This is a genomic window from Collinsella sp. i06-0019-1H4 (assembly GCF_042849575.1).
Taxonomy (GTDB): Bacteria; Actinomycetota; Coriobacteriia; order Coriobacteriales; family Coriobacteriaceae; genus Collinsella.
In genome coordinates, this window is sequence record NZ_BAABYB010000001.1 from 838,111 (window position 1) to 864,393 (window position 26,283).

The 26,283-nt window shown below is 56.9% G+C and carries 21 protein-coding genes; 13 read left to right on the forward strand and 8 right to left on the reverse strand.

Features of this window, described 5'->3' with window-relative positions; genetic code table 11:
• Positions 1-24 precede the first annotated feature (24 nt).
• Complete coding sequence (locus ACGHEN_RS03570; RefSeq protein WP_390397332.1) at positions 25-807, reverse strand: TatD family hydrolase; 783 nt, start codon at positions 805-807, stop codon at positions 25-27.
• 14 nt (positions 808-821) lie between these two features.
• Positions 822-1,613, reverse strand: coding sequence for a ThiF family adenylyltransferase (locus tag ACGHEN_RS03575; RefSeq protein ID WP_390397333.1), 792 nt, complete (start codon positions 1,611-1,613; stop codon positions 822-824).
• A gap of 461 nt (positions 1,614-2,074) precedes the next feature.
• Here ACGHEN_RS03575 and ACGHEN_RS03580 point away from each other — a divergent pair, with 461 nt between their 5' ends.
• From ACGHEN_RS03580 to ACGHEN_RS03600, 5 genes are all read left to right on the forward strand, one after another.
• Entirely contained in the window at positions 2,075-2,353 is a 279-nt protein-coding gene (locus tag ACGHEN_RS03580) for an autorepressor SdpR family transcription factor (RefSeq protein ID WP_152074836.1), read from the forward strand.
• The gene (locus tag ACGHEN_RS03585) at positions 2,346-3,050 is read left to right on the forward strand and encodes an SdpI family protein (RefSeq protein WP_390397336.1); all 705 of its coding nucleotides are present in this window, start codon (positions 2,346-2,348) and stop codon (positions 3,048-3,050) included. Before ACGHEN_RS03580 ends, ACGHEN_RS03585 begins: the two co-directional genes overlap by 8 nt.
• 184 nt (positions 3,051-3,234) lie before the next feature.
• A complete protein-coding gene (gene ettA / locus ACGHEN_RS03590) occupies positions 3,235-4,914 on the forward strand; it encodes an energy-dependent translational throttle protein EttA (RefSeq protein ID WP_390397338.1) in 1,680 nt (559 codons plus the stop codon).
• Between the two features lie 280 nt (positions 4,915-5,194).
• Entirely contained in the window at positions 5,195-6,322 is a 1,128-nt protein-coding gene (locus ACGHEN_RS03595) for a hypothetical protein (RefSeq protein ID WP_147327747.1), read from the forward strand.
• Positions 6,323-6,353: 31 nt separating this feature from the next.
• Positions 6,354-6,692 carry a hypothetical protein gene (locus ACGHEN_RS03600; RefSeq protein ID WP_147336371.1) on the forward strand — a complete coding sequence of 113 codons (339 nt, stop codon included), beginning with the start codon at positions 6,354-6,356 and terminating at the stop codon, positions 6,690-6,692.
• Positions 6,693-6,746: 54 nt separating this feature from the next.
• Here ACGHEN_RS03600 and ACGHEN_RS03605 read toward each other — a convergent pair whose 3' ends face one another.
• Both ACGHEN_RS03605 and ACGHEN_RS03610 read right to left on the reverse strand, forming a co-directional pair.
• A complete protein-coding gene (locus ACGHEN_RS03605) occupies positions 6,747-8,054 on the reverse strand; it encodes a hypothetical protein (RefSeq protein WP_117758547.1) in 1,308 nt (435 codons plus the stop codon).
• Between the two features lie 138 nt (positions 8,055-8,192).
• Positions 8,193-9,137: a hypothetical protein gene (locus ACGHEN_RS03610; protein ID WP_390397340.1), complete on the reverse strand. Its 945-nt coding sequence runs from the start codon at positions 9,135-9,137 to the stop codon at positions 8,193-8,195.
• Positions 9,138-9,630: 493 nt separating this feature from the next.
• Between ACGHEN_RS03610 and ACGHEN_RS03615 the strand changes: the two genes are divergently transcribed.
• From ACGHEN_RS03615 to ACGHEN_RS03625, 3 genes are read left to right on the forward strand one after another with little or no spacing between them, the layout of a single operon-like run.
• Positions 9,631-9,912, forward strand: a complete 282-nt coding sequence (locus ACGHEN_RS03615) for a DUF2087 domain-containing protein (RefSeq protein ID WP_055251466.1) — start codon at positions 9,631-9,633, stop codon at positions 9,910-9,912.
• Positions 9,890-11,074, forward strand: a complete 1,185-nt coding sequence (locus ACGHEN_RS03620; RefSeq protein ID WP_082435530.1) for an MFS transporter — start codon at positions 9,890-9,892, stop codon at positions 11,072-11,074. The genes ACGHEN_RS03615 and ACGHEN_RS03620 overlap by 23 nt, the downstream gene beginning before the upstream one ends.
• A 7-nt stretch (positions 11,075-11,081) precedes the next feature.
• On the forward strand, positions 11,082-13,358 hold the full coding sequence (locus ACGHEN_RS03625; protein ID WP_390397343.1) for a B12-binding domain-containing radical SAM protein: 2,277 nt from the start codon (positions 11,082-11,084) through the stop codon (positions 13,356-13,358).
• A gap of 193 nt (positions 13,359-13,551) precedes the next feature.
• Here the strand turns inward: ACGHEN_RS03625 and ACGHEN_RS03630 are convergent, their stop codons facing one another.
• Complete coding sequence (locus tag ACGHEN_RS03630; protein ID WP_390397345.1) at positions 13,552-14,814, reverse strand: IS30 family transposase; 1,263 nt, start codon at positions 14,812-14,814, stop codon at positions 13,552-13,554.
• A 535-nt stretch (positions 14,815-15,349) separates the two neighbouring features.
• On the opposite strand from ACGHEN_RS03630, the gene ACGHEN_RS03635 reads away from it, so the two are divergent.
• From ACGHEN_RS03635 to ACGHEN_RS03655, 5 genes are all read left to right on the forward strand, one after another.
• The gene (locus tag ACGHEN_RS03635; protein ID WP_390397346.1) at positions 15,350-17,350 is read left to right on the forward strand and encodes an NAD(+) synthase; all 2,001 of its coding nucleotides are present in this window, start codon (positions 15,350-15,352) and stop codon (positions 17,348-17,350) included.
• Positions 17,351-17,467: 117 nt separating this feature from the next.
• Complete coding sequence (locus ACGHEN_RS03640) at positions 17,468-18,631, forward strand: pyridoxal phosphate-dependent aminotransferase (protein WP_006234344.1); 1,164 nt, start codon at positions 17,468-17,470, stop codon at positions 18,629-18,631.
• A gap of 200 nt (positions 18,632-18,831) precedes the next feature.
• Positions 18,832-19,782, forward strand: a complete 951-nt coding sequence (locus tag ACGHEN_RS03645; RefSeq protein WP_006234343.1) for an L-lactate dehydrogenase — start codon at positions 18,832-18,834, stop codon at positions 19,780-19,782.
• A gap of 133 nt (positions 19,783-19,915) precedes the next feature.
• Positions 19,916-21,076 carry an Mbeg1-like protein gene (locus ACGHEN_RS03650; protein WP_117583912.1) on the forward strand — a complete coding sequence of 387 codons (1,161 nt, stop codon included), beginning with the start codon at positions 19,916-19,918 and terminating at the stop codon, positions 21,074-21,076.
• A 111-nt stretch (positions 21,077-21,187) separates the two neighbouring features.
• Positions 21,188-22,192: a nucleoid-associated protein gene (locus tag ACGHEN_RS03655; RefSeq protein ID WP_117583913.1), complete on the forward strand. Its 1,005-nt coding sequence runs from the start codon at positions 21,188-21,190 to the stop codon at positions 22,190-22,192.
• Positions 22,193-22,481: 289 nt separating this feature from the next.
• On the opposite strand, the gene dapD is transcribed toward ACGHEN_RS03655, so the two are convergent.
• From dapD to dapA, 3 genes are read right to left on the reverse strand one after another with little or no spacing between them, the layout of a single operon-like run.
• Positions 22,482-23,201 carry a 2,3,4,5-tetrahydropyridine-2,6-dicarboxylate N-acetyltransferase gene (gene dapD, locus ACGHEN_RS03660; protein ID WP_390397350.1) on the reverse strand — a complete coding sequence of 240 codons (720 nt, stop codon included), beginning with the start codon at positions 23,199-23,201 and terminating at the stop codon, positions 22,482-22,484.
• Between the two features lie 39 nt (positions 23,202-23,240).
• The gene (dapB, locus tag ACGHEN_RS03665; RefSeq protein ID WP_390397352.1) at positions 23,241-23,981 is read right to left on the reverse strand and encodes a 4-hydroxy-tetrahydrodipicolinate reductase; all 741 of its coding nucleotides are present in this window, start codon (positions 23,979-23,981) and stop codon (positions 23,241-23,243) included.
• Positions 23,974-26,283 carry a 4-hydroxy-tetrahydrodipicolinate synthase gene (gene dapA / locus ACGHEN_RS03670; RefSeq protein ID WP_390397353.1) on the reverse strand — a complete coding sequence of 770 codons (2,310 nt, stop codon included), beginning with the start codon at positions 26,281-26,283 and terminating at the stop codon, positions 23,974-23,976. The genes dapB and dapA overlap by 8 nt, the downstream gene beginning before the upstream one ends.

The window sequence follows — 26,283 nt, forward strand, 5'->3', positions numbered from 1 at the left end:
CCTTGGCATTTTTGCCCACAGGGGTTAGCGAAGGTCAAAAACAGAGTGCGCATTTGCTAAAACTACCGACTCGATGCGCTTTGCGTCACAGTTTTTGAGTGAGGCAATGCGCATCGAGGTCCTTGCGAGCGATCTGATGAGCGATTGCACGCTTGTTTCTGTGTTTGGCTCGGTCGGCGCATCGGTCTCGAGCAGTAGACGGTCGAGTGGAATCTGTCGGGCATATTCGCGACCGCGCTTGGTGACAAGCATGCGCTCGTTCACGGAAAAATAGCAGCCTGCGTTTCGCGCACGGACGAACTCGTTCGAGGTACCGCTAAACCAGTGAAAGATGACGGCGGGGGAGTTGGGGCTTGGGGTGAGCAATCCATATGACTCAAGGGCGTCCAGTACGGTTCCTGCCGAACGAACAGCGTGAATTGATATCACGCGCCCAGCAAGAGGGTGCTGCACGAGTGCATCGCAGAGCCGGTCAAATGCCTGTACTTGTAGCGGCTCGCTTCCGGCAAAACGAGCGGAAAAGTCGAGCCCGACCTCGCCGATCAAGCGTTCTTGTGCAGCGACTTCGCAAAGCAGATTGATTTCAGCGTTGCCACATCGTCCGTCGGCGAGCCACCAGGGATGGAGGCCGATGCCGGCAAAGATATTTGAACGGCCGCAGACGCGCTTCTTGGCGCGTGCAAAGTCGTGCGGATCGACGCCGCAGTCAAATAGAATCAGGCCCAGCGCCGTTGCCTCATCGGCAACGGCGTCCGGGTGAGCCATTAGATCAAGATGGCAGTGCGCATCAAATAACCGGGGCTCCATCTCGGCGCGCTCCGCTAGTCTAGGCGCTGGCCATCGGCGCGCACGCGCTCGGTGCCGCGGCCACTGATCTGACGGATAACCTCGCCGGCGATCATCTGGCCCATGATGGGCGGCATAAAGCTGGCGGTTCCCAGCTCGGTGCGCTCGTGGATGTTGGAAGGATCGCGGGGCTGTGTCTTAACCGATTCCTCGCAGCTAAACAGTACGTGTAGGCTCTTGATTCCGCGCTTCTTACATTCTTTGCGCATAATGCGGCTCATGGGGTCACGTACCGTATCGAAGATGTCGGCAAAGCGGAGGCACTCGGGATGGAGTTTGTTGGCCCCGCCCATGGAGCTAACCAAACGAATGCCGCGGTCCTGAGCATATTTGGCAATGGTGAGCTTGGCCGAGATGGTGTCGATGGCGTCGACGACGTAGTCGAGCTTGCCACCCGTCTGCTCCAAAACGCCCGCGAAGAACTCGTCGATGTTGTCGCTCAGCAGGTATTCGGTGCGCTTGATAACGCTGGCGGCGGGATTGATGTCGTGGATCATGGCTTCCATCACGTCAACCTTGCGCTTGCCGACGGTGCTGTGAAAGGCGATGGCCTGTCGATTGATGTTGCTGGGCGCGACGATATCCTTGTCCAGAATCACAAAATGACCGATGCCGCCGCGGACAAGTGCCTCGCAGCAGTTAGAGCCCACGCCTCCGCAGCCGAGCACCAGCACCGTGGCGTTGGCGAGTCTATCGAGTGCCTCACGGCCCATGATGATCTCGAGTTTGGTGTCGCGTGTCTCGACGAGAGCAGCGGTTTCGGTCATAGACATCCTCCGATGGGGAAGCGAATCGTGTTTTAGCTATCACCATTATAGGTATTATCGCGATTCCATTTGAGCCCTAGGGGCTTGTTGAAATGAGGCAAGGATTCGCATAAGATGAAGCAAATGGCACCCGTTGCAGCGGGTTGGCCAACTCCCAAACACGTTTGTAGCGTGAGAAGTGGCCGTCTTCGCATTACGCGGGGGCGGCTATTTCATTCGACCTCCTATGTGGATGCCGAGTTCCACAGCCGCGATTACAAGCAATAACAACGTCAGGACATTATCAATACTCATAGTCCATCTCCTTCTTGGGAAGAGGGAGCTGGCCCATCTGCTTCTGGACCCATTGTATCTAAAAACGAACGAATGTTCTATACATAACATTGCTATTAGATAATTAGACAAACATCTAAATAATGAGTATAGTGTGCACGTCGCGAGAGATAGCGAGAGGAGGTTCTATGCCGGGAGAGGGTTTTAAGGCGCTTGCCGATCCAACGCGACGGCGCATTTTGGAGTTGCTGCGCGAGGGCAATTGTACGGCCGGGGAGCTTGCCGAGCATTTTGACATCAGCAAGCCGTCATTGAGCCATCATTTGGCGACGCTCAAAAACGCCGGGCTGGTGACCGACGAGCGCCATGGCCAAAACATCGTTTACAGCTTAAACACCACCGTCATGCAGGACTTGATTGGCTGGTTTATGGGCTTTACAGACACGGAAGGTGATAAGGATGAATAACGAAAACAAGGGCATTCACCCCACGGGGGTATCGTCGCGCGTGTGGATTGCGCTGGTCGTTCTGTGCGTTGCCAATGTCGTAGCGCACCTCATGGTGATGCCGAGCCTGCCGGCACAGATTCCCACGCACTGGGGCGCGAACGGCGTCGTCGATGGTTGGGGTCCTAGCTGGATGGCCTCCGCGCTCGGCGTGCTGCCTCTGGCGCTTCTCGCAATGTTCTGCGTGGTGCCGCGCATCGATCCCAAAGGTGAGGCATATCGAACCTCGGGCAAGTTCTATCAGGGCTTCGTAATCGCCTTCACCTTGTTCATGTGCGCCATAAGCTGGCTGGGAGAGCTTACGGTCTGGGACGTGGTGCCGGCGGTCGGTTCGGTCAACGTGCTGATTTCCGGTGCTATCGGTTTGCTGTTCATCGGCGTAGGCAACTACTTGCCGCGTGTGAAGCAGAACTATACGCTCGGTATCAAGACGCCTTGGGCGCTTGCCGATCCCGAGAACTGGCGCCGTACGCAGCGTTTTGGCGGCGCCTGCTTTATGGTGCTGGGTATTGGCCTGATTGTGATGGGCGTGGCAGGTGCGGTGCTTTCGAGTGAAGTCGTTGCCGCGGTGATTGCGGTTCTGGCGTTTGGTTCAGCCGGAGCTGCCTACGTCTATTCGTATCTGCTGTGGCGTAAATCGCAGCGAGCCGTTCGCTAAGGTTGCGGAAAACTAGCGTACGCAGTTCATAGTATGTTCTGGGGGACTTTTCCCAGGTAGTATTAGGGGGTATGGGCAACCATGCCCCTTTTTCGTTAAGTTTCAGAGCTGGTTTCCTCATTTCGTTTCCACTAAAGCGAATCAAGAATAGGGAAACAGCAGGTAGAAAGGATAAAATAGGCATATGGCGGAGTTTATCTACCAAATGTATCAGGCTCGCAAGGCCCATGGCGACAAGGTAATCCTTGACGACGTGACCCTGAGCTTCTACCCCGGTGCCAAGATCGGTGTCGTGGGCCCCAACGGTATGGGCAAGTCGACCCTGCTCAAGATCATGGCCGGCATCGAGGAAGTCTCCAACGGCGATGCCAGACTTACCCCCGGCTACACCGTGGGTATCCTGCAGCAGGAGCCGCCGCTCGACGACGACAAGACCGTCATCGAGAACGTGCGCATGGCGTTTGGCGACATGATCGCCAAGGTCGATCGCTTCAATAAGATCGGCGAGGAGATGTGCGACCCGGATTGCGACATGGACGCCCTCATGGCCGAGATGGGCAAGCTCCAGGACGAGATCGACGCCGCCGATGGCTGGGATATCGATTCCAAGCTCGGCCAGGCCATGGACGCCCTGCAGCTACCCGATTCCGACATGCCGGTCAATGTGCTTTCCGGTGGCGAGCGCCGTCGCGTGGCCCTGTGCAAGCTGCTGCTCGAGGCTCCCGACCTGCTGCTGCTCGACGAGCCCACGAACCACCTGGACGCCGAGTCGATCCTGTGGCTCGAGCACTTCCTGCACAACTACCAGGGCGCGGTGCTTGCCGTCACACACGATCGCTACTTCCTGGACAACGTTGCCGAGTGGATCTGCGAGGTCGACCGCGGCCACCTTTATCCCTACAAGGGCAACTACTCCACGTATCTGGAGACCAAGGCCGCCCGTATCGAGGCACAGGGCAACCGCGACGCCAAGCTCGCCAAGCGCATGGAGGCCGAGCTCGAGTGGGTGCGCAGCTCGCCCAAGGCCCGTCAGGCCAAGAACAAGGCCCGTCTGGCCCGCTACGAGGAGATGGAGGCTGAGGCGCGCGCTAGCCAGAAGCTCGACTGGACTGACATTCGCATCCCTGTCGGCCCGCGTCTGGGCAATAAGGTGCTCGAGGCCCATCACCTGCACAAGGAGTTCGACGGTCGCGTGCTCATCGATGACCTTTCGTTCACCCTGCCGCGCAACGGCATCGTGGGCGTCATCGGCCCCAACGGTGTCGGTAAGACCACGCTGTTCAAGACGATTGTGGGTCTGGAGCCGCTGACTTCGGGCGAGCTCGAGGTGGGCGAGACCGTCAAGATTTCTTACGTCGACCAGAACCGTTCCGGCATCGACCCCGATAAGAACCTATGGGAGGTCGTCTCGGACGGCCTGGAGCACATGATGGTCGGCGAGACCGAGGTTCCGAGCCGCGCGTACGTGGCGAGCTTTGGCTTTAAAGGCCAGGACCAGCAGAAGCGCGCTGGCGTACTCTCCGGTGGCGAGCGCAACCGTCTGAACTTGGCACTTACGCTCAAGCAGGGCGGCAACCTGCTGCTCCTCGACGAGCCCACGAACGATCTTGACGTCGAGACGCTGTCCTCGCTCGAGGCGGCGCTGCTCGAGTTCCCGGGCTGCTCGGTGGTCATTAGCCACGACCGCATGTTCCTGGACCGCGTCGCCACGCACATCCTGGCGTGGGAAGGCACCGACGAGAACCCGGGCAACTGGTATTGGTTCGAGGGCAACTTCGAGGCCTATCAGGCCAACCGCATCGAGCGCCTGGGCGAGGACGCAGCCCAGCCGCATCGTATTCACCGCAAGCTGACGCGCGATTAGTAGCAAGTAGAAAGGCCGCCAGCAAGGGCGGCCTTTCTTGTAGCAATTGCACTGCAGCTATGCCCTGGCTGCTGGTTTGATTCATAATCAAAGTCATCTCTTTGGGATTAAAGCCCGTTTTTGCTATGAGTGATTTTCTAATTCCGTTTAAAACGTAAAGACGTATTGGGCTACAAGGACATAAGCAAATCGAATTGAAATATAACCAGTGCTGTAACGTTACAAAAAAGGTTATAGAATAGGAGTATCTTATAAGTCGCTCCTCTAGAAAGAAGAACATATGCTTTCGCGTCGTCGTTTTCTGCAACTTGTCGCGTCTTCAATTGTCGCCTTAGCCGCACGTCCGAAAGAGGTTTTTGCTTCGACGGGCAATATTGATGGTGAGCAGATACAATTTACTTCAGAAATTGCGCAAGAGCTTGCCGATAAATATATAAAGGGACTCCTCGGCTCTTCGTATACGCCCTCTGACCCTATTCCTTTTGTAGACGTTGATGGGTCCCCGCTTGGCTACATTGTTCCGGTTGTGACATTCAATAGAGCCGCGGGCTATTTGGTTTTAGATGCTTCAGATGATGAAATACTTACGGGATATCGTTTTGGAGACGGCTTAGTCAGCCCTATGGATCGGGGAGGAGATCTTGGTGTTGAGTCTTATTCTTTCAATAACCCAGTCGTAATGATCAATCCATTCGAATTCGGTGTGCAATCTTTGGACGGTTCAATAACAACAAATTGCGGAAGAACAATCCCGGCTGTTTCCATAGAAGGACGGCCTGTCGTTTTATCGAATAAACCTTCAAGCTGGAACGATGTCGTAATTTACGCAACTCAAATGCAGGATTACACAGTATCTGGATTTCGTTCCATTTCTCAGTTTATGTCATATGATGAAAGCGAGATTAAGAGGCTTACTGCCCACTATGCTTGTATGGTGACAGCTTTTTCGAACGTTGCGGAACTGTATGGCATTGCCAATTTATATAGCGACCCTTCGCAATATATGCAGATATGGAATTACACCAATACCCATGCTCTTTCCGATGAAGAACAGACTGTTCCCGGCGTTGTTTTGGGCGGAACGCCGATATCAACCTGTGCAACGGGGTTTACAAATTACTGCGCAAGCAGAGGAAGTACTCTTATCGCCCGCACTGTCTCCTCTCCGGCTATCGCGAGCATTCAAAATGAGATTAACTCTAATAGACCGAATGTTTTACATGCGAGTTTGTACAACGGATCAGCCCATTCTGTAACAGCGGAGGCTTACGCCACACTTACTGGTAAGAAAACTGGAGAGACAAGGCAGATGATTGGCATAGCGGACGGCTGGAATTCATCTTTATCCTTCCTGAAGTATGATCAGAGCTATTATGCGTGGACTTATGGAACGACTTTTTCGAAGTAGGGCGATTCGTCTAGCTCTGTCTTTGGTGCTGATGGCTTCATTGGTGGGCTGTTCAACAAAGGAAGAGATATCGCGCGGAGGTTCCGGAGAAGTGACTGCGACAGACTCAGGTTCATTAGAAATAGCTGGCGGGCATGCCGATGTGATGTTACAAGGAGAAGGCGTGCTTAGGTCGATTGATGCTGAAGACGCTGTCTGCTCAATAGAGGATTTGAAGACAGGTGAAACTGCATCGTACCGAGTTTCAGATAATGCTGCGAATATGATTGAGTCGATACCGACTGGAGCGCAGGTTTCTTTTAGATACTTTGCTCCGCAACTTGAGGATGAGCTTGCTTCTCTGGTGTCTATATGCGCCGATGACAACTAAAAGGCCTGAATTCAAACGGCCTCGGATGGTCAATTGGCTATCCGAGGCCGTTTTTTACTCGACCGGGGCTTCGACCTTGTCGATGGCCCAGGTGGCTCCGAGGCCGCCGGTGGTGTTGCGGCGAATGCGTACGGTGACTTCGTGGCGTTTGCCGGCCTGTGTGTAGCGCAGGGGGAAGCTCGCGCGGTTACGGCCAGCCTCGATGGTACCGCGCTCGCGAGCGATCCAGTAGTACTCGCCGACGATGCCGAGGGTGTCGGCGCCGTAGGGGAGATAAGTCGACAGCTGGTGCAGCAGCGGACTAGGGCAGAAGACCTCGGTCGCGAAATCGATGGGGAAGTCCCCGGGGATGGTCGGTGCTGCGGGAGCGGGGGCCGGTGCTGAATTGGGGACCGGAGTCGGTGCAGGTGTGGGAGCCTGGTCACAGGCGGGTGCGGATGCGGACTCAATGACAGGTGCAGACTCAGATGCCGCTTCTGGCTTAGCTATGGAATCTGTCGGTTCCACGGAGATGGACGTGTCTTCGGTCCCGGTTTTGGCACCGGCCTGCGGAGTGTCCTCTGCCTCGACGTTCGGCTTGGCCTCGACCGGCGTGGATACCATGGTGGTGATGCCGGCGTTGGCGTTCTCGGGGTCATAGACAACCGTGAGCGAGATGGCGGGCTGCGGCGTCTCGGGTTCCGGCGTCGCCTCGGTAGCGTCTTGATTCGCGGGCTCGTCGGACTGGTCGTCCTCGGCGTTGTCGCCAAAGACATCGCTGTTTTGGAACGCAGGCGTCTCGGGTTGGCCGGCGGTTTCTTCGGCTTTCGACTTGGGAACCTCGTTGAGCTCAACGGCGGCTTCCTGCTCAGCCATGACTTCGGGCTCGGTCGTGGCAGCGATTTCAGTTTCGACCTCTGCCGTTACTTCAGCAGTGACTTCAGCCTCTACCTCGGGCTCGGGCTCCGGAGCGACTTCGGCCACGGACTCGGGCTCGGGACGCTTAACGTGCTTGGGACGCACGGCCTTCAGGTCCTTCTCGCCGCGCTTTTTCTTTTTGTAGGACTGCTTGGCGCCCTTGGCGGCCTTGGGCTTGTCCTCGCCCTTGGCAAGGGCAGCATCCCAGGCCTCATTGGCGATGACGGTGGCATACAGACGTCCGCCCTTAAAGACGGTCAGCTTAATGCAGTCGTCGAGTTCCTCGAGCAGCTCGCGCGTGGACTCGAAGCCCAGGTCATAAGCGGTCATATCGCCAGCGGCGAGTGTCTCCTCGACCTGTGTCATAAACGTTTGCTTGCCGCATCCAATCGCATCGCGCAGCAGGCGATACAGATAGATGTGGTTGCCCAGCGATAGCGTGGGCTTAACTATTGTCTTGCTCATGGCAAATCTCCTCTTTACACACCAAAGCATCTTACCATCGCGCAGGGCTTGCCACCTCGGCGCCCAAAGCAAACGGGCGCGACCGTTGCCGGTTCGCGCCCGTTATACAGGTCGGTTATCTGTGAGAGGCGATCGTGCTTAGTTGCCCGATGTCGTGCCTTGGCTCGAGCTGTCGGATGCCGTGCCGGATGCGGTTCCGCTCGAGCTGTTTGTGTTGCTGTTGTCGGTTGAGCCCGTGCCCGATGCATTGCCGCTCGTCTGGTCACCCGTGCTCTGCTGAGAGCCGTCGGTCGTTTGGCTGGAGTCGGTCGTTCCGGATTGTGTGCCGCCGCTGTTCGAAGAGGAATCGGTGCCTTGCGACTGATCAGGGGTGGTCGAGGAAGAATCGGTGGGTGCGGAGTTGGCCTGTGAGTCGTTCTGCTGGCTTTGCGATTGGCCGGCGCTGTCCGCGTCTTGCTCGGTCGTGCGCGACGAAAGGATTGGCTCGGGGCGCTCGCCCAGACCCTCACCGGCGGTGGTTATAAGGATGGCGCCGGCGCAGGCGATAACCGCGACGATGGCGATGGCGATCGAGAAGATGATGACCTTCTTTTGCGTCTGGCTGCGCTCTTCCGCCGCCTTGGCGCGCAGGCTGTTGGGGGCGACGCGCGCCGTGGTCGCGCGTCCCGCGACCTGACGCATCTCCTGCGTAGTCGCGGCGCCGCCCAGGTGCTCCTCGGCATTAAGCTCAACGGGCTCATAGGCGCCGGCGGGGTAGTCGACGGCGGCGTGCGTACCTTTGAGGGCTTCGGCGCTGGCAGAGATAAAGTGGCAGTAGACCTGCGAGGACACAACGGTGATGACCGAGCTCACGGCGGCACCAATTACTGAACCAGCGATACCAATCTTGGAGGCAAGCGCCACGCTCGTGGCGGCAGCTGCGGCGCCGGCGATGATCTGGGGAATGGAAATGTCATCGAACAGGCCCTTTTTGGGCGCGATGGCCATGGTCTGTCCGATGGAATGGTTCTCGTGCACGCCGTTGTTGAGCGATGCCGGCGTCATGACGCGCGTGCGCGGCGCGTCGGTGTACTTGGTTGTCATACGGGGTCCTCCCGGTGTAAATCTGCTTCGTTTCGTGTAGCCATCAGGGTACCCACCAGATGTGAATCATACGTGACATTTAACAGATACCATCAACTCATCAAGGGGGCCTGCTGTCTTTGGTGCAATAGCTTGATGCTAAACTGGATTTATGTTTGCGAGGTGGTTTACGTGATGTACCCGTATATGACATTCGAAGATGGAACCGAGGTCATTCATTCTGACCTGATTACAGATGGCGATATTGAAAAGGTTATCGTGCATTTTGAGCGACCGACGGCAGAGGGCTTCGACTCCGCTCGTTGTGAGTTGCCTTCCTGTTCGTGGACTGACTGGGAAGGGCATTTTACTCAGAGTGAAAAACGAGCTTTCGAAGAGTGTCTGAGCAAATAATTTAGATTAGTTCGAGTTTAGTTCGAATAAAGAAGCTGAATGCGATGACCTAAAGCGTATGCATTTTTAGTATTAGATGCGTATGAAATGGAGGATGTGAATGGATGAGCTAATAGACTTTAAAAAACGATTTCTCAAGAATGGCGAGCTGGTTTCAATTCCAAAAAAGGAAAGCTATAAAAGAATCATGCTGCTATGGGCCGTCTCTTTCTTTGAATTAAATACAAGTTATACGGAGCTTCAGGTTAATCGTGTGCTGTCACAGCTCTATCCTGATTATGCCGTGTTGAGGCGGTACTTGGTTGATTATGGATTCCTATTAAGGGATGAACGAGGCCTGAAATACGAGGTTAATCGTGATGTTCACGGTATTGAGAGCTAGCCGTCCGGTTCGGGTCCTATATATTGCTAGAGGGATAAGCGAAATAGGCAATTGGTGTGCGAATATTGCTTTGCCAATGCTGATTTACGAGGTAACTCACGATGTTTCTGCAACTGCTTTGATGGTCTGCTGCAGATTTGCCCCCTCTCTGTTTTCAGTTGCGCTCGCGCAGCTGCCTCAGAAGATGGGTATCGGGACACTGCAGGCCATGAGATTGGCAGACTTAATTCGCGCGGGATTATTCGTTTGCTATATTTTTGTTGATAGTAAATGGAGTATGTTTGCTATTACGTGCGCGGTATCGCTTTGCCGAACGGTAGAAATGCCCTGCTTTTACTCGTTGTTAAGAGCCAATACGAATAGTATCAATCGCGACGTAATTAATAATTCGTTTGGGTTCCTGCAGAATTTGATGATGGTTCTGGGGCCAGTTGCCGGCGGTTTTGTTGTCGCTCAATTTGGGGCGGAGGCTGTTCTTGCATTAGACGCGCTTTCTTTTGCCGCGTCGTTCTGGTTGCTGCGAGATGTTCCGTCTGTTATCGAGGTTAATGATAAAGAGGGAATAAGCAAAAATGAAAAAAACAGGACTGCATTTAGTGATCTTAGCGCGAAGCACTTGGCAATTGGTTTCCTATTAATCGATATTTCTAGTGGCGTGGCATTCGGCTCTCTGAATTCTCTTTTGCCAGCTATAGCGCAATTGCAATTTGACTCGTCATCGATACAATACGGATTCCTTCAGAGTAGTCTTACAATCGGACTGTTGTTCGGAAATACAATATATGGTCGTTTAATCAGTGGTTCCGATTGCGTTAAATCATATTGTTTTGTGACGTATCTTGCGCTCGGTGCGTATCTGGCGTTTGGCTATCGCTATGCGTCTGGGATATCGTTTATTTTCCTTTTTATCGTCGGTGCCGGAAACGCCATTCAAGATGTGCTTCTCATAACATCGCTGCAGGATTTGGCGAGAGACGGATCTGAATCGATAAGCCTGTTTTCAATTAGGGAGTCTTTGCAATCGGTTGCTGTTGTTATTTCAACACTTCTTGTTTCGCTGTTCACGAGCATCGCGATGTTCTCAATTCTCGTTACAGGACTTGGTGTATTTTCAATTATGATGGTAGTTGTGTTTCAATTGAATTATTTGCGAAAGATGTGACGTTGATATGCCTAAAACGCTTTTAGTATTTCCCCCAGGATGGAGTCCAGTGGGGCCGTATCTTGCCTTGCCTGTTTTGAAGTCATATCTTCAAGAGGTTGAACAATACAAAGTTGACATTGTTGACTTAAACGTGGAATTTTACGATGACCTCCTATCTTTTAGACATGTCGAAGAGTGCTGTAAAAGGTATCGGGAATCAAAGGATTCGTTTAGTTCGAATGTTCAATTAACAATCGAGTTGATACAAAAGTCGGCACTTAATGTTGACGAGGCAAAAGATATTTTCAGATCGAAGAGATACTTTAATCTAAAAGAAAGACAATATGCTGAAAACATTTTTAGAAATGCACTCTATATCATAAATCACGTCTCATATGGAGTTAAATACACGTTCAACTCCATAGATCTGCCCTATGATTATTATTCGACACCAGAAATAATGAAATCGCTTGCGGATACCTTGCATAATCCGTTTATTTCCTTCTATGAAACTGCCTTTCTTAAGCGTATTCAGAGGGAAAAATTCGAGTTTATTGGGATTTCGGTGAGCGGCTGTTTCCAATTGATTTCTGCAGTTACGTTAGCGAAACTGATTAAGGAAGAATGTCCATCTGTTAAACACGTCTCATTGGGCGGCAATTACATTACTCGTTTAGCAGATGACTGCATGAAAGAATGGCATCCCTTTTTTGAATACATTGATTCGATAATGATGTATGACGGCGAAGAGCCGCTTGCACGTCTTCTTGAGGCTCTTGACTCTGGTGATGACAATCTCGACTGTGTTCCAAACCTTTGCCATGCTAAAGGTGGAAAGATATATAAAAACCATCGGATTGAGCAAACATTTATCAACGATACAGTTCCCGATTTCGATGGCTTCGCCCTTTCTAAATACTTCATGCCTGAGTTAATATTGCCGGTTTATTCCTCTAGGCAGTGTTTTAATCATTGCGCCTTCTGCACCATTCCCGGTGCCACCGGTGGTTGTTACCGAAAGATGCCTATATCGAGAGTATTTGAAATAATGTGTCGGTTAAATGAAAAATACGGCACGAGAGTTTTCTCTTTTGTGGATGAAACATTCGAAGGCAAAAGAATGGAGCAACTCGCGGATGAAATAAACGCATCGGGAAAAACGTTTTTCTGGCATGGAGAAACGAGGTTCTCTCCAACCCTAAGTACAGAAGTTTTTAACAAGATATACCAAAGTGGATGTAGGCAGATTCAGTTTGGCCTCGAGTCATACAACCAAAGAGTTCTTGATCTAATGAAGAAGAACACGAGAGTTGATTGGATTGATCGCAATGTCCATGATTGTCTCAATGCGGGTATTCCTGTTCATCTATTTTTTATGATTGGCTTTCCGACCGAAACTAAAGAAGAGGCTCTGAACACCTTAGCTTATACAGAGAATGTTTTGAATTATTCAAAACAGGTATGTGGTGTTCCATATTCCACGAGAGGATTTACGAATTTTGGTCTCGTTATGGGGTCGGATGTTTGGAATCATCCCGATAAGTATGGTGTCTCTGTAATGCCGAAGTCCCAATATGAGGATTTGCGCCTCGAAGTGGATTATGTTTCAGGCACTGGTTTAACTTTAAATGAAGCAAAATCCTTATCTGATGAGCATCATATTGATTTTTATATGCAAGAGGTCATAAACGGTAGCGACACAATTGACTTGCCCCAGCGGCTTCATATTTCAGAGGTGACCTGGATCCTAGATTCTATTCACGCTGTCAGGTATAAGGGACATTTGACCAAAGTAAAGCGACGGCTAACTAGTCTAAATCCAGCTGATCGAATCTGGCTGGATTCCAAGACCTCTGTCGTGCTCGTTGAGCCATTTGCCTACTTCTATAATTCTGAATACCATCATGTCTATGCTGTTTCCCAGTTGGTATACCTTAAGTTGGCCCGTTTATTGGAGGCCGATTTTAGCATTTCTCTTATTCTTGATCAGGGCGACCTCGAGCTGACAAGGGCGATAGAAGAACTGTTGCATTATGGATTGCTGAATACAAATATCGATGCCGATTATGTAATGCACGATAACGGTTTTCAATTGGTTAAAAGTTCGTTTGTTAAAGAAGTCGGACGCTCAAAAGAGGGGTTAAGAGTACTGCTGAGTTGTGCCACCCATAGAATGTGTGCGGTTAATGATTTTTCGTTCGCTTTGCTTTCGTTGTTTGAAAAGCCGATTACTAAGAACGAGGTGCGCGACATTTTGAAAAAAGAGGGACGGTTGATTTTCAATCTCAACGCAACAGCCTGAACGGGCTCCGCGTTTCCGCAGCTAGCGCAACGCGGGAATAGCCCCCGGCACCTGGTCGTCGCCTCGTTTCCGCAGGTGGAGAGGCTGTGGAGGCCGGCGTCCCCGTGCCGCCGCCGCATGCTCCGCCAGCCCGCCGCGCAGCCGTTCCGGACTCAGCGCAACGGGCCCTCCGGCCCATGTCCCGGCCCGCCGCCTATCCCGCCAGCGGCCCCTCGCCCCTCGCGGCCCTGGCCCTGTCGATGCAGCCGGGCGTGAGGTCGAGCTCGCCGGGCGCCAGCTCCTCTATCCCGAACGCGTCCATGAGGGCGGAGGCGTCCTCCCCGAGGGCCATCCGCAGCACGCGCGCCGGCGTCAGGAACCCGAGCGCCCCCCTCGGCTCGGAGTTCACCTGCGACATGAGCAGCGCGCAGTCCGCCGCCGTCAGCCGGTCGAACCTGGCCCCTGCGCCCTTGGGCAGCAGCTTCCTGATCTCCACGTGGTTCTTCTCGCACGCGCCCTTCTGCTGGCTCTGCCGGGGGTCGCAGTAGAAGAGCCTGGTCTCGCCGTCCCGCTCGCCGAACAGCGCCGCGATGGCGCCCTCGTCGGCGAACTCGCTCCCGTTGTCGGTGAGCACGGCGCCGAAGGCGCGCCTCGCGCCGTCCTCGCCGAGGACCCCGCGCAGGGAGGAGAGCGCCGCCAGGACCGAGGCGCACGTGCCGTCCGGCAGCGGCAGGGCCAGCTGGAAGCGGCTCGGGCGGTGCAGGAGCGTGAGGAGCCTGGCGGAGTCGCCCCTGGGGCCCTCGACGGTGTCCATCTCCCAGGCCGCGGCGCAGGCGTCCTCGCCGAGCGCGAGGAACGACGCGTGCGACCTGCGCGGCGAGTGGGACGTCGCCCTCCCCGGGGCCCGGCGCGACCTCGGCCTGTAGCCGACCTTGCGCCTGAGCTCCATGTTCGTCATGCCGTCGTAGCCGGCGTCCACCCACCTGTAGACGGTGGAGGCGCTGAGCCCGGGGGTCGTCGCCGCTATCTGCTGCGGGGAGAGCCCGCGCGCGAGCCCGTCCCTGATGGCCGCGAGCTTGGCGGCGGCGCCCTCCTCGGTCTCGTCGATCCCGGACCTGCTCGCCGAGAGCTCGGCGTCGGCCGCCTCCTGCGCCCTCCTTGCGCTGTAGAACACCCTGGGCCTCCTCGAGCAGCCGTAGCCCCTCCTGTGCGAGCAGCCGTTGCAGCACCTCGGCCACGCGGAGAGCCTGGGGCAGGCCCCCGACAGGTCCGCGGGCGCGGGCTCGCCGTAGCGCGAGCGCGGCGCGGTGACGTAGCGGTGCGCCGCCACCTCCCTGGTCACGGTCGATGGCGACCTGCCGAGCTCCGCGGCGATCTCGCGGGCGCTGCGGTTGCGGTCGAGCATCCTCTCGACCGTGTTCCTCTCGTGCCTCGTGAGCCTCCCGTACGACCTTCCGGACGGCTTGGGTCTGGACATGCCGGCCTCCCTCCATCGCGGGCCGGGGGATTCCGGCCCCTCTGGGGTTGCCTACCCGGATTCGCGCCTCAGGACTCAGCGCAACGCGTTGCGCTGAGTCCTGAGGCTGTTGCAATGAAAATGAGAATCAAGGAAAAAAGAGGGACTATCGACAAACGAGGAGCAATTAAACAAGTTGGTTGATAATTGCATGAAAGCAGATATACTACAATTGATTAGATAGAGGAGGTTTCTGCATGGACGTTATTAACAAAGATCTCTTGGAGCAACTGAAAGAGTCTCAGGAAGAGGGCGTCGTGGTAGAAGTGTTCGACTTTGAGGACTACATGGATAAATTCTGCCATTAGTTTCGGAATTAACTTGCCTCGCTTAAAGGAGAAGTCGATTATCGATTTCTCCTTTTTTAATTAAAGATATTTTTGGAATACATGCTCTTAGCACAGGTTGGCGTCTCAGTAAACTGAGAGGTTGCTTTGGCTAGTTAGAGATATGTGAACGTCCGTTAGACTGAATCTCAGGGTAGAAGGGGCCTCCAGTGTCCAGATCAACAAGGCAATGCTGCGTTTCGGCTAATAAGAACGATGGCTTTTTGCGTGTGGCGGCGGCGTCGCCGCAGATTCGCGTGGCCGATGTCGAGGGTAATGCCGAGGTTGCGCTGGCAGCTGTTCGCAGAGCTGCCGAGCGCGGCATTCGCGCGTTGGTGTTGCCCGAGCTTAATCTGTGCGGCTATACCGCGGCCGATCTGTTCCATAACCGCACACTGCTGCATGCCTGCGAGGCGGCACTTGTGCACATCCTTGATGAAACCCGTGAGTTGCCGGTCGTCTTTACCATCGGTCTTCCCGTTGCAGTTGCCGAGAATATCTACAACTGCGCCGCCGTGTGCTGCGCGGGCGAGCTTTTGGGCCTCACGGCCAAGAAGTATCTGCCCAACTATGGCGAGTTCTATGAGCGCCGTTGGTTTGCTCCGGCGCCTGCGGATCCCGTGTGGGTTGAATTTGCCGGTCAGGGTCCGGTCCCGCTGGGTTCGGGGCTTGTCTACCGTTGCTGTGATGAAGGCGCCGAGGACCTGGTGCTGGGCGTTGAAGTCTGTGAGGACCTGTGGGTGCCGGCACCCCCTTCGACCGAGATGGCGCTTGCCGGTGCGACGGTGATTCTCAACCCGTCGGCTTCTGACGAAATCATCGGTAAGGCAGATTACCGCCGCAGCCTTATCTCTAACCAAAGCGCGCGCCTGTACTGTGCCTATGCCTACGCGGATGCGAGTGAGGGCGAGTCCACGACCGACATGGTCTTTGCGGGCGAGAACCTCGTCTACGAAAACGGCTCGAAGCTCGCCGCGACCAAACTGCTTACCTGCGATATGGCCATCGTCGACGTTGACCTTGACCGTCTGGTTGCCGAGCGCCGTCGCTCGACGACGTGGACGCGCGCGGACGATGCGCCGGAGGCCACGACCGTTGAGTTTTCGTTTGAGGGCGTGTTGGCCGAAGAGCCTGTCCTGCGCGATGCACTCGGCATCGACCGTGTCTTCCCCCGCGCACCCTTTGTTCCGGCCGACCATGGTGACCTGGCCGAGCGTTGCGAGACCATTCTCGACCTGCAGACCGCGGGCCTCAAGACCCGTCTTGCCCATACGGGTACCAAGGCGGCTGTCATCGGTCTTTCAGGCGGTCTGGACTCCACGCTGGCGCTGCTTGTGACCGTGCGTGCCTTCGATGCGCTGGGGCTGCCGCGCACGGGTATCACGGCGGTTTCCATGCCTGGCTTTGGCACGACGCATCGCACTAAGTCGAATGCCGAGTCGCTCGCTCGCGACCTGGGCGTGAGCTTCCGCGAGGTTTCGATCCACGCGGCTGTGGAGCAGCACTTCAAGGACATTGAGCACGATCCGACCGTGCAGGACGTGACCTACGAGAACAGCCAGGCCCGCGAGCGTACGCAGATTCTGATGGATCTGGCCAACCAGGCTGGCGGTTTTGTCGTCGGCACGGGCGACCTGTCGGAGCTGGCGCTCGGCTGGGCTACCTATAACGGCGACCACATGAGCATGTACGCCGTCAACGCGAGCGTGCCCAAGACGCTTGTGCGCCATCTGGTGCGCTATGCGGCCGATGTCTTTGGCGGGCGTATTGCCGAGGTTTTGCTCGATATCCTCGATACGCCGGTGTCCCCCGAGCTCCTGCCGCCTACGGGCGACGGCGAGATTGCGCAGAAGACTGAGGACCTGGTGGGCCCGTACGAGCTGCACGACTACTTCCTCTACTACCTGCTGCGTTTTGGCTTTGAGCCGGGCAAGATCTACCGCATGGCGCTCAAGAGCTTCGAGGGCGTCTACGACGTCAAGACCATTCACACGTGGCTACGCACGTTCTACCGTCGCTTCTTTGCCCAGCAGTTTAAGCGCAGCTGCCTGCCCGATGGCCCCAAGGTGGGCTCGGTCACGCTCAGCCCGCGCGGCGATTGGCGCATGCCGAGTGACGCCAGCTCGCGCCTGTGGCTCGCCCAGATTGACGCGCTCAATCCGATGGACTAAGGTTGCCAAATTGAACCAAAACAGCGGGTGCAAGCGTTACACTTTTGCAATCTGATGGCCCGTATCGCGCGGCGCTCTTGTCGGAGTGCCGCGTTTTTCATATCGAAAGGTGGCACCATGCAGGCATCGCAGCGTCTCGACCGCTTTGGCGCGGAGGTCTTCGCCTCGCTCAACAACAAACTGCTTGCGCTGAAGGCTCAGGGCAAGACCATTTACAACATGAGCGTGGGCACGCCCGACTTTAAGCCGTACGACCACGTGGTCGAGGCGCTCACGCAAGCGGCCCAGGACCCCGAGATGTGGAAGTATGCCCTGCGCGACCTGCCCGAACTCAAGCAAGCCGTGTGCGATTACTATGAGCGCCGCTTTGGCGTTTCGGGCATTACGCCGTCTATGGTGCAGTCGTGCAACGGCACGCAGGAGGGCGTGGGCCATTTGGGCCTGGCCCTGCTCGATCCGGGTGACACCATTTTGGTTCCCGATCCGTGCTACCCGGTCTTTGAGGCGGGCGCCAAGATTGCCGATGCCAAGCTCGAGTACTATCCGTTGGTCGCCGAGCATAATTACCTGCCCTATGTGGCGGGCATCGATCCCGAGGTGGCCGATCGTGCCAAGTATATGATCGTGTCGTTGCCCGCCAACCCGGTCGGCTCGGTGGGCACGCCCGAGGTCTACGAGGAGATCATCGCTTTCGCCCGCGAGCACGACCTGCTCATCGTCCATGACAACGCGTACTCCGACATCGTGTTCGACGGCGAGCCGGGCGGAAGCTTCTTGCAGTATCCTGGTGCGCTTGAGGTGGGCGTGGAGTTCTTCTCGCTTTCCAAGTCGTTTAACGTTACCGGTGCGCGTATCGGCTTTTTGGTCGGCCGCGAGGACGTGGTCTCTGCCTTTGCCAAGCTGCGCGGCCAGATCGACTTTGGTATGTTCTTCCCGATCCAGAAGGCTGCTATCGCCTGCCTGAACGGTCCGCGCGATGAGGTCGAGGCGCAGCGTCTGAAGTACCAGGAGCGCCGCGATGCCCTGTGCGACGGTCTTGAGGGCTTGGGCTGGGAGCGTCCCAACGCGCATGGCTCTATGTTTGTGTGGGCCAAGCTTCCCGGTGGTCGCACCGATTCCATGGCGTTTTGCGAGGAGCTTATGGAGAAGGCCGGCGTTGTGGTGACGCCGGGCGCGAGCTTTGGTCCTTCGGGTGAGGGGCATGTGCGCATGGCGCTGGTCCTGCCGCCCGATCAGATCGCTTTGGCTGTCGAGGCCATTCGCGAGGCGGGCCTGTATTAGAAAGCTATTCCGCTCGTCAATAGCTCGAAACCGATTTCGTGCAGTTATTTTACGAATCCTGCAAACAATTTCGGCAAACGGTCGATTTTTGGCTGCGAATAGGAGCATAATCAAAGTCCCGATTGGATGTATTGGGATTACGGCAAGCCGCTCGGGTCGTTCCCGGGCGGCTTGTTTGTGGAGAGAGATGGGAGTTTCTAATGGTTAACGAGAAGAAGGTCGCTATTGTCGGCTGCGGTTTCGTTGGTTCGTCTTCGGCGTTCGCGCTGATGCAGAGTGGTCTGTTCTCCGAGATGGTCCTCATCGACGTGGACAAGAACCGCGCCGAGGGTGAGGCCCTGGATATCGCGCACGGCATGACGTTTGCCGAGCCGATGAAGATCTACGCCGGCGATTATTCCGATGTCGCCGACGCCGCCATGATCGTCGTCACCGCTGGCGCTGCCCAGAAGCCCGGTGAGACTCGCCTGGACCTGGTCAACAAGAACGTCAACATCTTTAAGTCCATCATTCCCGAAATTAAGAAGTCTGGCTTCGACGGCATTCTGCTCATTGTCTCCAACCCGGTCGATGTTCTGACCTATGCCGCCATCAAGATGTCCGGCCTGCCCGAGGGCCACGTCATCGGCTCCGGCACCGTGCTCGACACTGGCCGTCTGCAGCAGATGCTTGGTGCCCACGTCGAGGTTGACCCGCGCGATGTCCAGGCCTATGTCATGGGTGAGCACGGCGACTCTGAGTTTGTCGCTTGGTCCAGCGCCCAGGTTGCCGGCGTGCCGCTGAACACTTTCTGCGAGCTTCACGGTCATCTGGAGCATGAGGCTGCCGAGAAGCGCATCGCCGAGGACGTCAAGAACTCCGCCTACACCATCATCGAGAAGAAGCACGCCACCTACTATGGCGTCGCCATGGCCGTCAAGCGCATCTGCACCGCCGTCATGCGCGATGAGCAGACCGTTCTGCCCGTCTCCTCGCTCATGGTGGGCGAGTATGGCCTGTCCGATCTTGCCATCTCCATGCCGACGGTCGTTGGCCGCGACGGCGTCGTCTGTCGCGTCCCCGTGCCGCTGAACGATGACGAGCAGCATGAGCTCACCGCCTCCGCCAAGGCCCTCAAGGATATCATCGACAGCGTCGACTTCTCCTGCTAAATCAAGCTCGCTAGAGCGAAAAGCTACAATGAAGGCGTCCGGGTCCACACGGCCCGGGCGCCTTTTTGGTGCAAAGTAACCTGACCCCAATGCACCATAGTTGCCCCAATGCACCATAGTTGATGGGAGGGCCATGTCGGATTCGCCTAATTTTTTAACCTATGCCCAGACGGCGTTTGATCCGTTTGAGGAGAGGCCGTTCTGCGCGGTGGATAGCCTCGTCTTTGCGTGGTTGTCCTATTTGCGTTTGCCGGGTGATATGGCGGAGCTGACGAACTGGCAGGGCCTAGACGTACGCGAGCTGCTGCGTGCCGAGTGCTACCGGGACATGATTGACGACTTGTGGGACCCGGAGGGGAGCAAGGCCTTGCTGGAGGCCGTGGCAGCAAGTCCTCGCTACCGTGGCGTGCACGTTTGCGGCTATCGTGCCGTGAGCGATGTGGTGGCGACAGAGCAGTTTGCAGCCATGGCGTTCCGGTTTCCGGCGGGGTTTAGCTATCTTTCCTTCCGGGGGACCGACAGCACGATTGTGGGCTGGAAAGAGGACTTTAACATGGCGTTCCGGTATCCTGTGCCGGCCCAGGAATCCGCGGCGCGTTATGTGGACGAGGCGGCGGATGCGATTGACGGGCCGCTTTTGTGCGGAGGTCATTCCAAGGGTGGAAACCTTGCGGTGTACGGTGCGGCGATGTGCTCCGATGTCGCCCGTGCGCGAATCGAACAGGCGTATTCCCATGATGGTCCGGGTTTCGTCGAGGAGTTTCTGAACGGCAACGCCTTTGCCGATCTTTCCGGTCGAATCGACAAGACGCTACCTCGGTCGTCGATCTTTGGCATGATGTTCGAGACGCAGGAGGACTATGCCATCGTTGAGAGCACCGAGTTCAGCCTGCTGCAGCACAATCCCTTTAGCTGGGTGGTTGATGGTCGCGACTTCGTGTACTGTGAGCGCCTGTCCGCCGGTGCTCGATACGTTGATGGCTCCATTCGCGAGATGCTGCTTGCAGTTTCGCCTAGCGAGCGCGAGCGTTTTGTAGATGCGTTGTTCTCCGTGTTTGAGGCTACGGGTGCTGAGCGGTTTGCGGATATCGCTGGGAATCTGCGCGAGAGCCTGCCCGTGATGCTCCAGGCTGCGCAAGGGTTTGACAAGGATACGCGACGCTTTGTCTCGCAGACCATCGTGGCAATTCTTAAGTGTGCGCTGCTGCCCAAACGTCCCGAGTTCAGCGTGCCTTCTAGTGGTAAGAGCCTGGCAGAACAGCTCGAGGTATGGCAGTCCGAGCTCCTGCGCTAGCCATTGGTGCAAAGCAACCTGTCCCCGATGCACCAATCTTCGATGCGCCTGGGGCGGGCTCGACCGCTATACTGGTTCGTGCTCAATTCAATCTAGAACGGAATGCCGTATATGAAAATCAATCATGCGATTCTGCATATCCTGGACTTTGACTCTGCCGTCAACGTTATGAGCCAGCGCGAGCTCGATATCGAGAGCCGTACCGTGCGCAACTTCGTGACCACGCATCTGCGCCGCGCACGTACCTCGGCCGACAATAAACGCGCCGCGTTTGCCGAGAACTCTGCGTTTGGCGGCGAGCTCAAGGGCTATTTCTTTGGCGAGCGCGAGTTCGTAGACCTGTCGCAGCAGATTGCGGAGTTCATTTCCTCCGAGCTTACCAAGGCCGAAAAAGCCGAGTCCACCGATGTGCTCGTGGCCGACTTTGACGACGATGAGGATGCCCGCTGGTTTGCCGTGATGCTGCTGGGCTCCAAGCAGGCCTTTATGCACGAGGTGGGCCGCGAGGAGGGCGAGGTACGCAACGACATCGCGCGCCACTATGCTATCCTGCCGAATCCTTCCCAAAAGGTGCCAAGCTATGCCATCGTGCGTGCGAGCACCATGGAGATCGGCTATGTGGACAAGAAGCGCAAGATTGCCGGCGAAGACCGCATGCTCATTCCCGACGGTCTGCTGCAGTGCGATACGGGCGTGTCGGGCAAGGAGGTCATCGACACCGTGACGCGCGTGGTCGAGGAAGTCGCCGAGGAGCACGGTGCCAATACGGCCGTAGCGCTCGCTAAGGTTAAGGCTGCCGTTGCCGAGAAGGTTGAGGATGACGAGGAGCTGCCGCCCTGGGATATCGTCGATGAGGTCTTTGAGGACGAACCGGTCATCAAGGAAAGCGTGCGCGCGGCACTGACCGAGGAGAAGGTTCCCGAGCGCGTTCCCGTGGAGCGCAAGCAGGTCGAGCGCGCTGCCGTGCGCAATCACAAGATTCGTACCGACACGGGCATCGAGATCAGCTTCCCGGCCGAGATGGGTTCGAACTCCGAGTATATCGAGTTCGTCAACGAGCCCAACGGCCTCATCTCCATCGAGCTCAAAAACATCGGGTCAATTGAGAATCGATAAACTGCGCTTGAACTTCAGACAAAGCAAAGGCCGAAACCCTTCGGGACTTCGGCCTTTTTGCTTGGAGCTGAATTGAGTTGCAGACTGAGCATATGTCAGCGAAAACGCCCCTAGGCGAGCAAGGTGACGTGAAAGAGGAGGGAAGCGTACTTCGGTACGCGACCGACGATTGAACGTCAGATTGCCGCTTAGGGGCGTTTGCAGCGTCGAGAGATCCGTCGTTCGTTAGAACGACGGAACCAAAGGTGCAGCGTCGACTAGTTGCGCGGTTTGGTAAAACCGCGTAACCCTAGAGCTGGCGCAGGCCCTCTTCCAGGCCGGTCTTGCTGTCGGTCTTCTCGTCGCGCATCTTGATGACGCGGGCGGGGACACCGGCCACGACGGCACCGGCGGGGACGTCCTCGACGCACACGGCGCCGGCGGCAACGACGGCACCCTTACCCACGTGCACGCCCTCCAGGACCACAGCATTGGCGCCGATCATGACATCGTCTTCGATGATGACGGGCGTGGCGCTGGCGGGCTCCACGACGCCTGCCAGCACGGTGCCGGCGCCAATGTGGCAGTTCTTACCCACGGTGGCGCGGCCGCCCAGCACGGCGCCCATGTCGATCATGGAGCCTTCGCCAATGATGGAGCCGATGTTGATGATGGCGCCCATCATGATGACGGCACGGTCGCCGATCTCGACGCGGTCGCGGATGATCGCGCCCGGCTCGATGCGGGCGTTGATACCCTTAAGGTCGAGCATGGGCACGGCGGAGTTGCGGCAGTCGTTCTCTACATCGTAGTAGTCGATGGAGTCGGCGTTGGCGTCGAGGATTGCCTTAAGCTCATCCCAGTCACCAAAGACGGTCTTGCCACGACGACCGCCGTAGACGTGTGCATTGCCCCACTGGACCTTCATGCCCGGCTTCTCGCGCACGTACAGCTTGACGGGCGTCTTTTTGGGCGCGGTGGCGATGTAGTTGATAATCTCTTGTGCATCCATCTCGGCTGCGTTGCTCATATGCTGTCTCTCCTTTGAGGGGGTATGGTTGATAACTAGTTAGGCGAACATGACCTGGTCGAAGGTGTAGAAGCCGGGTTCGCGGGTGACGAGCTTCTGCGCGGCTGCCAAGGCGCCGTTGACGAAGATCTGACGGCTCGTGGCGCGGTGGGTGAGCGTGACCTCCTCGTCCTGGCCAAAGAAACTCACCTCGTGCACGCCGGCGACGGTGCCGCCGCGCAGCGAGTGCATGCCGATCTCCTTGGGGTCGCGCGCTCCGCACATGCCCTCGCGTCCGTAGACGGGGTGGTAGCCTGCCTCGGGCTCAGCTTCGACGACGGCGTCGAGCAACAACTTGGCAGTGCCGCTGGGGGCGTCGACCTTTTGGTTGTGGTGCGTCTCGACGATCTCGCAGTCAAAGCCCGGTAGCTCGCGTGTGGCCTGTGCTACCAGATGACGCAGGGCTGCGATACCGATGGAGTAATTGCCGGAGTGCATGACGCAGACGTTCTGGCCCAGCTCACGCAGGCGGTCCATCTGATCGGGTGTGTAGCCCGTGGTGCCTGAGACTAACGCCGCGCCCGTGCGCTCGACATAGGCGACGACAGCATCGAAGGTCACGACGTTCGAGAAGTCGATGATGACGTCGGCGACTGGTGCGTTCTCGAGTTCGGTTAGATCAAAGCCTATCTGCGCGACGATATCAAAAACGGGCTGACCGGCGGCGTCGACAACGCCCTCGGCGGTGGTGCAGATGAGCGAGCCCATGCGGCCCGTTCCCATAATGACGGTCTTAATCAAGCAGACCAGCTCCCTTCAGAGCATCGGTAAGTGCGGAGCGCGTGTCGTCTGCCATGGGGCACAGCGGCATGCGGTAGTTTGCCTCGATCATACCCATCTGGGCGAGTGCTTCCTTGACGGGAATGGGGTTGACCTCGCTAAAGAGGGCATTGATGAGCGGCTGGCCGGCAATCTGGATATCGCGGGCGCGCTCCACGTCGCCGTCCAGATAGGCGCGGCACATGTCGTGCACGAGCTGCGGCTGAACGTCGGCCCACACGCTGATGGTGCCCGAAGCGCCCAGGCTCATGAGCGGCACGGTGAGGGCGTCCTCGCCCGAGTACATGCGGAAGTCGTCGGACAGCAGGTGGGCAATCTTGGCCGCGTAGGCGACGTTGCCCGAGGCTTCCTTGATCCCCATGATGTTGGGGTGCGCGGCCAAGCGCTCTACGTTGCGCTCGCTGATGCCGCAGCCGCAGCGGCCGGGGATGTTGTACAGGATGCAGGGGATGTCCACAGCATCGGCGACGGTCTTAAAGTGCTGATAGATGCCCTCTTCGTTGGACTTGTTGTAGTAGGGGGTGATGAGCAGCAGGCCGTCGGCTCCCAAGCCCTGGTAGGTGAGCGACTTGGTGAGCATCGTCTGCGTGGAGTTGGAGCCCGAGCCGGCGATGACGGGGACGCGTCCTGCAACATGCTTGACCACGGCGGCGACGACGGAGTTGTCCTCGTCATCGGTCATCGTGGCGCTCTCGCCGGTGGTGCCCAGGGTGAGGATGGCATCGGTGCCGTTTTGCAGGTGGAAATCGATAAGGCGTTCGAGCGCGTCAAAGTCGACGCTGCCGTCCTTTTTAAACGGCGTAACAAGGGCGACGATCGAGCCCTCAAGATTGCGGATGTCCATGTTCTTCTCCTTCGCGTCCGCGATCTGGATGCGTTTGTTCCATTGGGCGGCGACTGCCAGGCGCTCGTCTTGGGCGCGACGGCGAGCACTTTCGGCGCGCGACTTGGCCAGCAGTTCTCGGCCGCTCGGCAGCACGTCGAGTGTGGCAAAGTAATCGCCCGGGCGCTCGGCGCGGCGGATGAGGTCGGCCGAGCCATCGGGGCGCAGCAGCACCTCGGCGGAGCGCAGCCGTCCGTTGTAGTTGTAGCCCATGGAGTAGCCATGCGCGCCGGTATCGTGGATCACGAGCACATCGCCCATGTCGATCTGCGGTAGCTCGCGGTCGATGGCGAACTTGTCGTTGTTCTCGCACAGATTGCCCGTAATGTCGTACGTGTTTGTGACAGGCGCCGCGGTCTTGTCGGCGCCACCCGGCTGACCCATTACCGTAATGTGGTGGTAGGCGCCGTACATGGCAGGACGGATCAGATCGACGGCGCTTGCGTCGACACCGATATAGTCCTTGTAGATCTGCTTTTCGTGGATAGCCTTGGTGACCAGGCAGCCGTAGGGCCCCATCATAAAGCGGCCCATCTCGGTGCAGATGGCCACATCGCCCATACCGGCGGGAACCAGGATTTCGTCGTAGGCCGCGTGCACCCCCTCGCCGATGGCGTGAATGTCGTTGGCCTGCTGCTCGGGCAGATAGGGGATGCCGACGCCGCCGGACAGATTGATGAAGGCGACATGTGCACCGGTCTCGCGCTCCAGGCGCACGGCAAGCTCAAAGAGGATGCGCGCGAGCTTGGGGTAGTAGTCGTTGGTGACGGTGTTGCTGGCAAGGAAGGCATGGATGCCAAAATTCTCGGCGCCCTTGGCCTTGAGCATGCGGAAAGCCTCAAAGAGCTGCTCGGTGGTCATGCCGTATTTGGAGTCGCCGGGGTTATCCATGATGCCGATGGAGAGCTGGAACAGGCCGCCTGGATTAAAGCGGCAGCTGACCGTTTTGGGGATGGGCCCCGCAACACGCTCAAAGAACTCGATGTGGCTGATGTCGTCAAAGTTGACGATGGCACCCAGCTTGTTGGCGAGCTCAAAGTCGGCAGCCGGCGTGTCGTTGGAAGAGAACATGATGTCGTGTCCCGTGATGCCCAGCGAGCGGGCGATCATGAGCTCGGTATAGCTCGAGCAATCGCAGCCGCAGCCGTATTCGTTGAGAATGGAGATGAGCGCCGGGTTGGGGTTGGCCTTGACGGCAAAGTATTCCTTAAAGCCCGGGTTCCATGCAAAGGCGTCGCGCACTTCTTGCATGTTGCGGCGGATGCCCGCCTCGTCGTATAGATGAAACGGCGTGGGGAACTGCTCGACGATATGCTCGAGTGTCTCCTTGTCCACAAACGGCTGCTTGGCCGCATATGCCTCGTTGGGGGTCAATGCCAT

Excerpts from the sequence above, each read along its gene's own strand:
- ACGHEN_RS03570 (WP_390397332.1), bottom strand. The coding sequence starts at position 807 with ATGGAGCCCCGGTTATTTGATGCGCACTGCCATCTTGATCTAATGGCT.
- ACGHEN_RS03575 (WP_390397333.1), bottom strand. The coding sequence starts at position 1,613 with ATGACCGAAACCGCTGCTCTCGTCGAGACACGCGACACCAAACTCGAG.
- ACGHEN_RS03580 (WP_152074836.1), top strand. The coding sequence starts at position 2,075 with ATGCCGGGAGAGGGTTTTAAGGCGCTTGCCGATCCAACGCGACGGCGC.
- ACGHEN_RS03585 (WP_390397336.1), top strand. The coding sequence starts at position 2,346 with ATGAATAACGAAAACAAGGGCATTCACCCCACGGGGGTATCGTCGCGC.
- ettA (WP_390397338.1), top strand. The coding sequence starts at position 3,235 with ATGGCGGAGTTTATCTACCAAATGTATCAGGCTCGCAAGGCCCATGGC.
- ACGHEN_RS03595 (WP_147327747.1), top strand. The coding sequence starts at position 5,195 with ATGCTTTCGCGTCGTCGTTTTCTGCAACTTGTCGCGTCTTCAATTGTC.
- ACGHEN_RS03600 (WP_147336371.1), top strand. The coding sequence starts at position 6,354 with ATGGCTTCATTGGTGGGCTGTTCAACAAAGGAAGAGATATCGCGCGGA.
- ACGHEN_RS03605 (WP_117758547.1), bottom strand. The coding sequence starts at position 8,054 with ATGAGCAAGACAATAGTTAAGCCCACGCTATCGCTGGGCAACCACATC.
- ACGHEN_RS03610 (WP_390397340.1), bottom strand. The coding sequence starts at position 9,137 with ATGACAACCAAGTACACCGACGCGCCGCGCACGCGCGTCATGACGCCG.
- ACGHEN_RS03615 (WP_055251466.1), top strand. The coding sequence starts at position 9,631 with ATGGATGAGCTAATAGACTTTAAAAAACGATTTCTCAAGAATGGCGAG.
- ACGHEN_RS03620 (WP_082435530.1), top strand. The coding sequence starts at position 9,890 with ATGTTCACGGTATTGAGAGCTAGCCGTCCGGTTCGGGTCCTATATATT.
- ACGHEN_RS03625 (WP_390397343.1), top strand. The coding sequence starts at position 11,082 with ATGCCTAAAACGCTTTTAGTATTTCCCCCAGGATGGAGTCCAGTGGGG.
- ACGHEN_RS03630 (WP_390397345.1), bottom strand. The coding sequence starts at position 14,814 with ATGTCCAGACCCAAGCCGTCCGGAAGGTCGTACGGGAGGCTCACGAGG.
- ACGHEN_RS03640 (WP_006234344.1), top strand. The coding sequence starts at position 17,468 with ATGCAGGCATCGCAGCGTCTCGACCGCTTTGGCGCGGAGGTCTTCGCC.
- ACGHEN_RS03645 (WP_006234343.1), top strand. The coding sequence starts at position 18,832 with ATGGTTAACGAGAAGAAGGTCGCTATTGTCGGCTGCGGTTTCGTTGGT.
- ACGHEN_RS03650 (WP_117583912.1), top strand. The coding sequence starts at position 19,916 with ATGTCGGATTCGCCTAATTTTTTAACCTATGCCCAGACGGCGTTTGAT.
- ACGHEN_RS03655 (WP_117583913.1), top strand. The coding sequence starts at position 21,188 with ATGAAAATCAATCATGCGATTCTGCATATCCTGGACTTTGACTCTGCC.
- dapD (WP_390397350.1), bottom strand. The coding sequence starts at position 23,201 with ATGAGCAACGCAGCCGAGATGGATGCACAAGAGATTATCAACTACATC.
- dapA (WP_390397353.1), bottom strand. The coding sequence starts at position 26,283 with ATGGCATTGACCCCCAACGAGGCATATGCGGCCAAGCAGCCGTTTGTG.